At 45.2% G+C, this 9560-nt stretch carries 12 protein-coding genes and 2 pseudogenes; 11 read left to right on the forward strand and 3 right to left on the reverse strand.

Annotation, left to right across the window (positions count from 1 at the left end):
- From IM300_RS22340 to IM300_RS22385, 10 genes and pseudogenes are all read left to right on the forward strand, one after another.
- Nucleotides 1-281, forward strand: a pseudogene (locus IM300_RS22340) (hypothetical protein); the annotation flags it as partial.
- A gap of 13 nt (nt 282-294) precedes the next feature.
- Nucleotides 295-573, forward strand: a complete 279-nt coding sequence (locus IM300_RS22345) for a hypothetical protein (RefSeq protein ID WP_193038336.1) — start codon at nt 295-297, stop codon at nt 571-573.
- Nucleotides 574-684: 111 nt separating this feature from the next.
- Complete coding sequence (locus tag IM300_RS22745; protein WP_226842412.1) at nt 685-1068, forward strand: hypothetical protein; 384 nt, start codon at nt 685-687, stop codon at nt 1066-1068.
- On the forward strand, nt 1061-1408 hold the full coding sequence (locus IM300_RS22355; protein ID WP_193038337.1) for a hypothetical protein: 348 nt from the start codon (nt 1061-1063) through the stop codon (nt 1406-1408). Before IM300_RS22745 ends, IM300_RS22355 begins: the two co-directional genes overlap by 8 nt.
- A gap of 707 nt (nt 1409-2115) precedes the next feature.
- On the forward strand, nt 2116-2331 hold the full coding sequence (locus IM300_RS22360; protein WP_003862898.1) for a hypothetical protein: 216 nt from the start codon (nt 2116-2118) through the stop codon (nt 2329-2331).
- A complete protein-coding gene (locus IM300_RS22365) occupies nt 2328-2687 on the forward strand; it encodes a hypothetical protein (protein ID WP_193038338.1) in 360 nt (119 codons plus the stop codon). The genes IM300_RS22360 and IM300_RS22365 overlap by 4 nt, the downstream gene beginning before the upstream one ends.
- Before the next feature lie 16 nt (nt 2688-2703).
- Nucleotides 2704-3735 carry a major capsid protein gene (locus tag IM300_RS22370; protein ID WP_226842413.1) on the forward strand — a complete coding sequence of 344 codons (1032 nt, stop codon included), beginning with the start codon at nt 2704-2706 and terminating at the stop codon, nt 3733-3735.
- 134 nt (nt 3736-3869) lie between these two features.
- Nucleotides 3870-4070, forward strand: coding sequence for a hypothetical protein (locus IM300_RS22375; RefSeq protein ID WP_023303161.1), 201 nt, complete (start codon nt 3870-3872; stop codon nt 4068-4070).
- Nucleotides 4063-5952: a hypothetical protein gene (locus IM300_RS22380; RefSeq protein WP_193038339.1), complete on the forward strand. Its 1890-nt coding sequence runs from the start codon at nt 4063-4065 to the stop codon at nt 5950-5952. Before IM300_RS22375 ends, IM300_RS22380 begins: the two co-directional genes overlap by 8 nt.
- 31 nt (nt 5953-5983) lie before the next feature.
- Entirely contained in the window at nt 5984-6475 is a 492-nt protein-coding gene (locus IM300_RS22385) for a hypothetical protein (protein WP_193038340.1), read from the forward strand.
- A 29-nt stretch (nt 6476-6504) separates the two neighbouring features.
- On the opposite strand, the gene IM300_RS22390 is transcribed toward IM300_RS22385, so the two are convergent.
- From IM300_RS22390 to IM300_RS22400, 3 genes and pseudogenes are all read right to left on the reverse strand, one after another.
- Nucleotides 6505-6747 (reverse strand): hypothetical protein, encoded by a 243-nt coding sequence (locus tag IM300_RS22390; protein WP_096834853.1) that lies wholly within the window; start codon nt 6745-6747, stop codon nt 6505-6507.
- A 223-nt stretch (nt 6748-6970) separates the two neighbouring features.
- Nucleotides 6971-8248, reverse strand: coding sequence for a DUF6538 domain-containing protein (locus IM300_RS22395; RefSeq protein ID WP_193038341.1), 1278 nt, complete (start codon nt 8246-8248; stop codon nt 6971-6973).
- A 292-nt stretch (nt 8249-8540) separates the two neighbouring features.
- Nucleotides 8541-8901, reverse strand: a pseudogene (locus IM300_RS22400) (integrase); the annotation flags it as partial.
- A 293-nt stretch (nt 8902-9194) separates the two neighbouring features.
- Here IM300_RS22400 and IM300_RS22405 point away from each other — a divergent pair.
- Nucleotides 9195-9560: acyltransferase family protein (locus IM300_RS22405; protein WP_193038342.1), on the forward strand; the 366-nt coding region annotated here is incomplete at its 3' end.

The following is a 9560-nucleotide window of genomic DNA, read 5'->3' on the forward strand; positions in this document are numbered from 1 at the left end:
AGTTTATTAGCCGTACATCTATCCGTAATGCTGACACAAATCACCCTCTGATGTTCGTAGTACCGGATCTGGCAAGTGCTGAATACATCAAAGAGCATTATTTCCCTGGAGCAAAGATTGAATGTCTGAACTTTGGGAAAGTGAGAAAGAAACGCGATACAACGAAAGGCGACAACACCCGCGCCGAAGTGCAGAAACATAAAGCCAGTGGGCTTACTCAGAAACAAACTCAAGAAGTTATGAATGTTGGAATAGCAACAATCAAACGAAACTGGAACTAATCAGGAGACCTAATTGATACAATACTTAGTGAAATACGGCGTTGACCGTATTCAGATTAATGACGCTGGAAAGCGTGTGTTAGAAACCCTGCATTTCTTCTATAAATCCAAACCGACAAAGATCAGCTACGGTGACATTATCGAACGTTCTGGATGTTCGCAAGGTGGTGTGATGTTCTGGCTACATTCTCTTAAATCTTTCGGTGTGATCGCTTTTAAGGAAGCTGGACATTTCGACATAACAATAAAATCTATGATCTCGGATTATGAGATCATTTATTCGAACGACTAAATAACAACCAATGGGAAACTTTTATGATCATCGCTATGTATTGGTTATTTGCATTTTACGCAGTATGGACATTAACGAGAAAACACCGAAGTTTCCCTCAACGAGGAATGAATGGGACGAAAAGAACGAAATCCAATTAAACGGATAGAACAAGCAACACGCGCCAGCAAACGTAAATACACCTCTTCTCTACAAGACCTCGCACGAGAGGCTATTCCAGGAGAATGGATCACCGAAATAATAGAATACCCTGCAACGGTGCCCGTCGGGGCAGAGTTTGAACTATTGCAGGATGTTTTAGCTTCTTCGGATAACGTCTTCTATAAACCACGCCGCCGCCGTGAATACCGTGTTGATTCATCGAATCTTAAGAAGTGGCAACTATACGCAGAAAATTATCTTGACTGGGTAGGGTATTCCCAAACTAACGGCTTATCCAATCACATACAAGATTTTGACATTCTCTTTGACGACAAGGAAAACAACAATGAATAATAAAACTATGGACACCGTGAACAACGTGAACACCCTAATTAACTCCTTCCACGACATTTGGCATTTACCAGCCTTGCAGCTTGTTAATAAGGCGTGGCGTGAGAGAACGCCCTCCGCGCTTCTGGAAGCGATACAATACACTGAACAGGCAATCACTGCCCTTGAACACTGGAACGCTGCTGTAGAACACCTGGTGCAGATGAACGGAGATACCGTCACCGTAGATCAGGCGTGGCGCATTGTCAATGATATGGAGGAGCTTGCCCTCGCTATGCAACATATCACCGTTGAACTCGGAGAGCTTGCCATCCAGATAGCGGAAGAATGCGCCATAACATAAAAGTTACGAAACTTCTTGACAATACGTGCTATGTGTGTCATAATGAATTATAGGGTAAGTATTCGAATCACTTCACCCTCGTATGACAATACGACTTGCAAACACTATCCCATAGTGTGAGCACTCTCTGAGAATGCCGTTTCCCATAGCGGCACTCTCTCCCTCTGAATGCTATTTCTGAAAGTGTTGGTTCTTTCTTCTTTGTCTTGTTTGTTCCGAAGGAATGCGCGGGATGTAATGTCTCGTTGTGTTGGTATTGCATCGCAATCACCGCGCATCTCCGACTTTTTCAGAAAGGGCATTCGCTCTTTACTCATTCATTCCGTTAGGGTGAATGTAGTCAGACTGAATAAACGCCGTCAGTGGTAGTTACGTTCAGGCTGGCAAATCTTCTATTAATACACTCCCGAAAGTGTCTGGTAGTAGATAGATAAAGAAAGCCTCATTTTATTCCTGGGCGCTGCTACACGCTTTTAAAAATGAGGAGCAATGACGGGCGATCCTACTTTGTGTATACATCTGTATTCACATTGCGCCCTCATTTATTCAAGAAACCATTCTTTAACATCATAATCCTCCGAAACGATGACGTTAAACAATGCTTTCTAACAAGGGGCATACTCTCCAGGGCTACTTCGGTAGCCCTTCTCTTTACCCTGCGTACAACATAAATGCTGCACGCAGACACAACGCGAAGGAACAACACAATGTTCTTATTAAACAATCGCGACCGAATCCTAAAATACAAATCCGAAGTGATTCAAGTTAATCCTGAGTTGATAGCTAAAGTGGCTGAAATGGCAGGATGTACCGTTGAAGAAATAGAAAAAGCTGTAGAACAGTATTTCCCTTCTGAGGACACACCTCAACTTAGTATGCAGGAACGGATCGCAATCAAATCCAAGGAAATCAAACAACAATGATTGTAGACCTAACCGAACTTTTCCCAATTCGTAAGAGTTTCACTGACGTAGTGAGCTACGCCACTGATTCTTTTGCAGCCGTAGAAGGCCGTGTTTTCGACCTGCCAGCAGATATTGAATGCGGCGATGTTATCGGCGCTGATGGCGCTCTATACACCTCCGGTGATGGTGCCTATGTGGTGGTGTCCGATGCCGTCAGTGCTGGCGACGGTAAAACGGTAAATGTCCTACGTGCGCCTAATGTTGGCAGCTTCGTAGCATTGAAAGCCGACAACCTGAACGCAGCGAATCACGCCGCAGCTATCACCACGCTCGAATCCAAAGGGTTCGTATGCCGTCCATTCTTCACCTCTTAATCAAGGATGATCATTAATGACTAAAATCGCAATCGGGCGTGAGCAGGTTAACTTAGCGCCAATCTTCCATGCCCTGCCGGAACGTAACTACCTTATGAATGCCCTCGATCTTTTCGACGGGGTAGGCGTCCAGAATCCGAAAGTGGTGGTGACACAGCTTCTGGATGATAACTACAGCCTGTTTAACACCCCGCAGAGCCGTTATTCATCAAACCACGACACTACCGCGCGTCAGAATGGTAAAGAGTATCTTATTGAAATTCCTTGGTTTGCAAGGGAGGACACCTTTAAACCTGTTGATGTGCAAGGGAAAAGGGTACAAGGCACTGATTACGAACAAACCGTTACCGACCTGTACACCGAGTACACTGGGAAACATAAAATTGCTTACCTTCGTACCCGTGAATCTTACCTGGCCCGTGCTCTGTTCAAAGGTGAAGTGTACACCCCTGCAACAGATGACCTGCTGATCTCTTACTCTGAACTGTTCGGCGTAGTGCCAATGACAGCCAGCGTGAGCACAGCGACAGCGGCACAAGATTTTGATGCCATCTTAGACAAAGTTCAGGCTGCCGCAGGTGGGCTGGCTGGTCAGATTGAACGAGTGATCGTATTTGCCAAGCCTACCGCATTCAGCCAGATTCGATTCTCTGACAGCATGGCTAAGGCATTCACCTACGTAGCGCCATACGATGAACGTAACCTGTTCTACCAGCGTCACGAGCTTCTACCTGGTGTTTCAACCTTTAGCTTGCCTGGTGCGCCTATCGACATTGTTAAAGTGACAGATCCGCTGATCCTTGCACAGATGCCAGATGATGCTGACATGGTGGCGGTTCCGGTGTTTAGCAAAGGCACAAATGCTTATCAGAACATCTACGGCGCTGCCTCTGGTAACTTCGCGCTGATCGATGCTGCACCTGCTGAATACTACTCTTGGGGCTACCTGAGTGAGCGCGGCGATGCGTACCACGTTATGCACGAAAATTCGGCGTTGCCTGTCAATCATGCGTTAGGTATGCAGGTGAAGATCACCATCACTGCTTAATGAGCAAGTGGGAGCCTGACCCCCGCTGGAAACAATCAGGCGTTTTAATGAGGGATGCTTACTAACCCACAGCGCAATTGTGGCTCTGGTGGCATCCCTTTTTTGTTTCCCCCATAACAAGAGGAAAAATAGAGGTGGAACTTATACTTAAATCAAATCGTGGTTTACATGTTCGACTGAGTGCAGACGATGCAGAAGGGCTGCTCAAGGTGAGCCAGCTTTGCGAGCTATTAGAGATTTCGTATACGGGCGTTAGAGCGCGTATTTTCCGTGGTGAAACCGTCGAAGCGGCAATTCATCACTTCTTGGATCAGAAAGGCGGTGGCGATGCTTGAGATTCACACAAGTTCTATCGTCAACACGGTACGTTTTCAAGTTTCGAAAGAGGACATTGCAGAGGCTAAGGCCGCAGCGGATAACCTTCAAAAGCACTTCCAGAAAATAGCCGATCCCAAGATTCGCTTCCAGGCTCAGAAGCAACGTAGACAGAAAGCGCGTGAACAGGTGGCAGATGCTAAGGCAGCTACACCTAAAACCTCCAATGACTTAAAGCAGCAACGTATTGCAGAGAAAGCGGCTAAAACTCAGGCGAGAGAATCCGCGAAAATTGCAAAACGTAATGAGACAGCCGATCTCAAGTTTCGTAGTGCTAACCTCCAGATGAAGGGGATAGCTGGGAAATTCGGCATTGATCCACTAAAGCAACTGGAGTTTGCTCGCTTCGCCAAACAGCAGACAGAGCTATTTCGTAATGGGCAGATCAGCAGCCAGAAGATGAACTATGAGCTACGCGAACGCATAGCGCTTATGCGCCGTGAGGCTGCATTGCAAAACCGTATTACTACCAGTACACAGCAACAAGCGGCAGCGCTTAAACACGCCAAACGCACGGACTATGCAGGGGCTGCAAAGGGTATTAAAGAAAAAGGTATCAGCGGCATTATCGGCGGCGGTTCTGGGTTAATCGGGGCTACTGCTGCTTTTGCTGGCGGGGCTGGTGTCCTGTCCCGTATCCGTGACAAAGGGAATGAAAACCTTGATCTGGTGAGAAAATCAGCCCTTGTTAAGACTAATCCTAACGTGGTGAAGACGTTGGTTGCATACGGACAGCAGCACGGCATAGACAGCGCATCCGTTGATAAGATAACAGATAATTTCAAAGACTTGCGAGAAAGACTTGGTGAGTCTGTCACAAACTCCACTTTCGATCAGAAGTCTGGAAAATGGAAGGGCGGTAACGGTGCGGTAGACAACGTTATGAACCTGTTCGGATGGACGAAAGCCGACATTTCGAAATTCCAAGATCGGCCTGCGGATTTTATTCAGGCGACAGTAAACGAAGGTCAGCGCCGTGGAATGTCTCAGGCATCCATCGGGCATCTGATCGAGGATTACGGGGATGACCTTGCACACTATACCGATGCTTTCCTGAATAACGGTGCAGAGTATAACAAGATGCTAAAGACTCTCGTTGACTCCGGTCAGACGCTGAACGACGAAATGATCAAGCAGGTTTATGAGTATGGCGATCTGTCCGTGGCTATGGGTAACTTGATGAATGGTATGGATAATTATTTATTCACCGGATTCATGAAAGGCTTTGCTGATGGTGGCGACGACCTTGTTAAAAATACGCAAGTTATCACCGAATCTGCTGGAATGCTTGGAGAGGCCTTAGGCAATCTCTCGAAAGAAATCACTGGGTTTGTTGGTGAGATTTCCAATGTTGTGAGTGATATCAATAAAGGGCTGAAAGAACGTTTCCCTCAATGGTTCACTGATAGCGATAAGCCAGCGGCCCAGGCTCTCTACGATGGTGCTGTTACAGGCAGTGCCAACAGTGCTGCCGATTGGGTGCAGGACAAGACAGGGTTTAGTACCCGTAGTGTAGGTCATGCTGTGAAAGGCTGGTTAGGAATTGATGATCAGCCTACAGGGACAGCGGTAGAACAATACGGCCTGAATGGTGATTCTCTGAAAGGGGGAGCGCTTCGTGATTCTGCTATATCATCCCTAACCAGCACCAATAGTGCGCCAGCGTACAATCTTGCACCTGTATTCAATCTCAATCTTGAAGCGTCTGTTCCGCTAACTATCGCCAGCGATAGCTCAAGGCTGAGCGATTACATTGATTTCCAGGCTCGTGCATCTCAAGCCAGCTTCGCACAGTCGCTAACGCTGCAAATGTCATCCGGTCAGTCATCCACAGGCGGGTGAGTATGATACTGAACCGAGGTTATGATAAAATATGGAAGCCAAACTTCAATTAAAGGAATATACCTTGAACTTTGATGATTTATCTTCTGATGAACTTGATCAGTATGTTATGCAACGTCTCGTATTTGAAGAAGAGGAGTTATCGCCTATTTTGAAGGGGCATCTTTTTATTGAGAAAGTTCTCGAAACATTAATCTCAAGAAACCTTGTTGAGCCAAAGGCATTTTTCAGGTCTACCCGTTCGTATGATCTAAAGGTAGATTTGGCGTTTGCAATGGGTTTGCTCGATAACAAATACTACTCTGCATTCAAAGCGATCAACAAGGTAAGAAATAATTATGCACATAAGCATGATTACAAAGTTAGCCTTGAAGAATTAAGTGCTTTTAAGTTTGATTGGGAAGATATTCAGAATAAAGCGTTTGCTGTAGCTTGTGGAAAAAGTATTGGTGAGGGGGCAAGTATTGCCACAACTTTTTTATGTTGGAAAGCAATACATCTTCTCGACAAAGAAGAAGATTAACAAAGGGGCTTACGCCCCTTTTTCGTTTCTTATTTTGTTGACTGAGCTAAAACAGTAGCTGCAAGTTTTTTAGTTGTTTCGCTTGAGCGAGGATTATCGAGAGCCTTAGCAGCAATCGTCTCCATAGTATCGCTGGTATGACTTGAGGGGGCACGCTGAGCAAGCGCAGATGCTGCCAGACGCTTTTGTAGTTTCGAAGCGTTTGGATTGGTCAATGTTCGACCAGCGAGAGAGCCTACTTTCCTTGACGTTTGCTTTGGGTTTTTAGCCATGACTTTAATCCTTTTGGGCAGTTGAGGTGAAATATATAGTGTTTATATTCCATTGCGACACCATATATAGTGTTATGCTAACTTTCTCCGCTTCGCTTGACAAGATGTTGTAGCAACTTCACTTGATCACTTCACTTTTGATTATTTGTGCGGTTTATTATGCTTTCAGTGTGGGAGATTATAACGTTTGTTAGCATATTAAACTGGCATATTAGTGTAATATTTATTCGAATTGGTCCCTTTTATTCTTAACCATTGAGTCAATCTCTGGATAGCGTAGCAATTCGATGTACTGCCGTAGCTCAACAGGAGAGGCGGCATTCTTGCTGTACGTTTTAAAACTCTCCGTTTCTCCCCTCGAATGTCCCAGTAGAAGGGCGATCCGGTCTTCGGGTACGGGCTTTAACCTATCTTGACCAACCCCGCCTCTGTCCAGAGTTTGAGCGACCAGGTGCCTGATCGAGTGAAATACTTTATTTTCCTGCCTTGGGAGAATCTCGCGTTTAAGCCGTCCAAAGCGGTTTACGTGCCACGAGGAGCGCTTGCCGTCCTCTCTCTTTGTGATGCTGGCACGGTAGAATAAAAAACCGTTATGCGGCTTTTGGCAGCGTTCCAGCACCATTGTTTTAATCGCGCTATGGCGTGGGATGACCCTGGATGCCGATCTTGTCTTCCCTTCCGTTACTTCAAAACATAATACCCCTTCAATTTCTCGGAGATTGTCAGATTTTAAGCTGGCTATTTCATTGATGCGCATCCCGCTATAAGCGGCGATAGCGGTCACATCCCTTAGTTCGTCCTCTCCTAACTCGTTAAACGCGCTAATGAGCTTCGTAATTTCTTCGTTCGTGAATGCCTCATAACTCTGGCGGCTCTGAGCTGTGTTGAGCTTATGACCTCTGAATACATTACTTTCCAGCGGTGGGGCGTCCTGGTATCGGGAAGAGGCAAGATCGAGAATGTTTGCCATTGCTGAAAGATAGTTAGCCACTGTTTGGACTGCCTTTGTCTCTCGGAGATGATCAAGCCAGCCTGTAACGGTGCTGCGATTGATATCGTTTAGTTCCACATCCTTCTTTCGTAGGTAATTCAGGAACAGTTCTACGGCTTTTCTGGTCTTGCTCAAGGTTCCCATTTTCAGGCGATCAGCGTTATGCATAAGGTAGATCTCTAACATCTTAATCAGAGAAGGGCATTGGTAGATAATCGGCGCTGATGCTTTCGGGGCAGCTTTCGCGTACTTAGCCACGCTCTTTAAATAGCTGATCGTGTCCTGCAAGCTGTCCGGTTTTGGCGGCTCTGCAATTTGCCTGATGTGGTGAAATTCATCGGCTATAACATCACGCTTCCTACGAGCCACACGAAGATCGGAAGTGTTCAGACTACGGACGAGAGTTTTTCTTCCACCAAATGCATTACGGAGCCATACAGGAATTGAGATCCTGACGTAATAAACTCCGTAACTATCAGAAATGATGTATTGATCCGGCTTGTATTTCATTTTCCACCCCGTTAAAGTTTAGGGGCGTTTATCATGTGCATGATGAATGCCAGATTATCAGTGTGCGTAAAAATCGTTAAATCAGGTAGTTGCGAAGGTCGTAGAAGAAGACCCGAACACAAGATTTATCGCGTGTTACACTCCTATTATCGGCACCACTCATATCAAATACTTACAGAACATTTAAATAAATTACATTCTCCTCTTGTACTGTATTTGTGACATTGTGGCCAATAATCGCGCCAATTTTGCTCGCGAGCTCGGTGAGATGTTCGGCGGAAAGGTGAGCATATCGGACCATTTCGATTGACTCCCATCGAACTATTTCCTGCAACAATTCCAGATTGATAATGTTCGAGCGGCTTAAGCCAGTATAAAGCGCAAACTCTACGACTGACTTAAGCGGCTCCGGACATTCATCATTCAACCTTCTCGCCTCATGAGGTTCAAGCCGTCTGAAACGTTTGTTCTTTGGTTGAGGAACTTTGAGGATCGGAGCCTTATCAAGCATCTTCTATTCACGCTCTGCCGCCCTAAGAAGCGCCTTAATGAATGAGAGGTGTGGCTACCGCTGCCGGGTTGGGTCTGTATTCTGGAGGCTGCTTTCCTTTCTTGTGACATCCCTCTTTCATGAGCTTCCAGTTTTCCTCATGACTGAATCGCCACGGGTCTAACAGACACCCCAGAATCATTTAAGATGACTTAAAGAGAGGTGTTCATAAGGGGTAGGCGTTATCGTGAAGAGTTTAAAAATGAAGCGGTAAATTTCTTTACTGACAGAACGTCAGTAGCGTAACGGCCTACTAGCTAGCTAACGTAGCTACAGTGGGCATGGAGAGCGTAGTAGTTAGAGTAAGCCATTGAATACTTCAAATGTGATCCGTATGTTAAATTTTCTTGAAAAAAATTAATTTCTGGTCATAATCTGCACACAAAATGTTAACATGTGTTTAATGCAATTATGGATCAACAAAGAGAATCCTGGCCAGATGCAATTCGCGCTGTTGCGTGTTTAATGGTTATCATCTTGCACAGTTCTGTGTGGTATGTGGTTTCATATGGAAAAATCCCCCTTTATGACTGGATGTCAGGGAATATAGTTGATTCGTTTGTAAGACCCTGTGTGCCGCTATTTTTTATGATTTCAGGTTATATTTTTCTTGGAGAAAAGAAAGTAAAAGCCAAGAATATATTAAGAATTCTGTATTGTCTTTTATTTTATAGCGCACTGTGCATAATTTATATGTTAGCTACCGACCGCTATAACCCGACAGAAAGAATATTAAATATACTTTCTAAGCCAGTATTTTAT

The sequence above is a fragment of the Enterobacter cloacae complex sp. I2 genome (assembly GCF_014896205.1).
Lineage (GTDB): Bacteria > Pseudomonadota > Gammaproteobacteria > Enterobacterales > Enterobacteriaceae > Enterobacter > Enterobacter quasihormaechei.

Excerpts from the sequence above, each read along its gene's own strand:
- IM300_RS22380 (WP_193038339.1), top strand. The coding sequence starts at position 4,063 with ATGCTTGAGATTCACACAAGTTCTATCGTCAACACGGTACGTTTTCAA.
- IM300_RS22385 (WP_193038340.1), top strand. The coding sequence starts at position 5,984 with ATGGAAGCCAAACTTCAATTAAAGGAATATACCTTGAACTTTGATGAT.
- IM300_RS22390 (WP_096834853.1), bottom strand. The coding sequence starts at position 6,747 with ATGGCTAAAAACCCAAAGCAAACGTCAAGGAAAGTAGGCTCTCTCGCT.
- IM300_RS22395 (WP_193038341.1), bottom strand. The coding sequence starts at position 8,248 with ATGAAATACAAGCCGGATCAATACATCATTTCTGATAGTTACGGAGTT.
- IM300_RS22745 (WP_226842412.1), top strand. The coding sequence starts at position 685 with ATGGGACGAAAAGAACGAAATCCAATTAAACGGATAGAACAAGCAACA.
- IM300_RS22370 (WP_226842413.1), top strand. The coding sequence starts at position 2,704 with ATGACTAAAATCGCAATCGGGCGTGAGCAGGTTAACTTAGCGCCAATC.
- IM300_RS22365 (WP_193038338.1), top strand. The coding sequence starts at position 2,328 with ATGATTGTAGACCTAACCGAACTTTTCCCAATTCGTAAGAGTTTCACT.
- IM300_RS22360 (WP_003862898.1), top strand. The coding sequence starts at position 2,116 with ATGTTCTTATTAAACAATCGCGACCGAATCCTAAAATACAAATCCGAA.
- IM300_RS22355 (WP_193038337.1), top strand. The coding sequence starts at position 1,061 with ATGAATAATAAAACTATGGACACCGTGAACAACGTGAACACCCTAATT.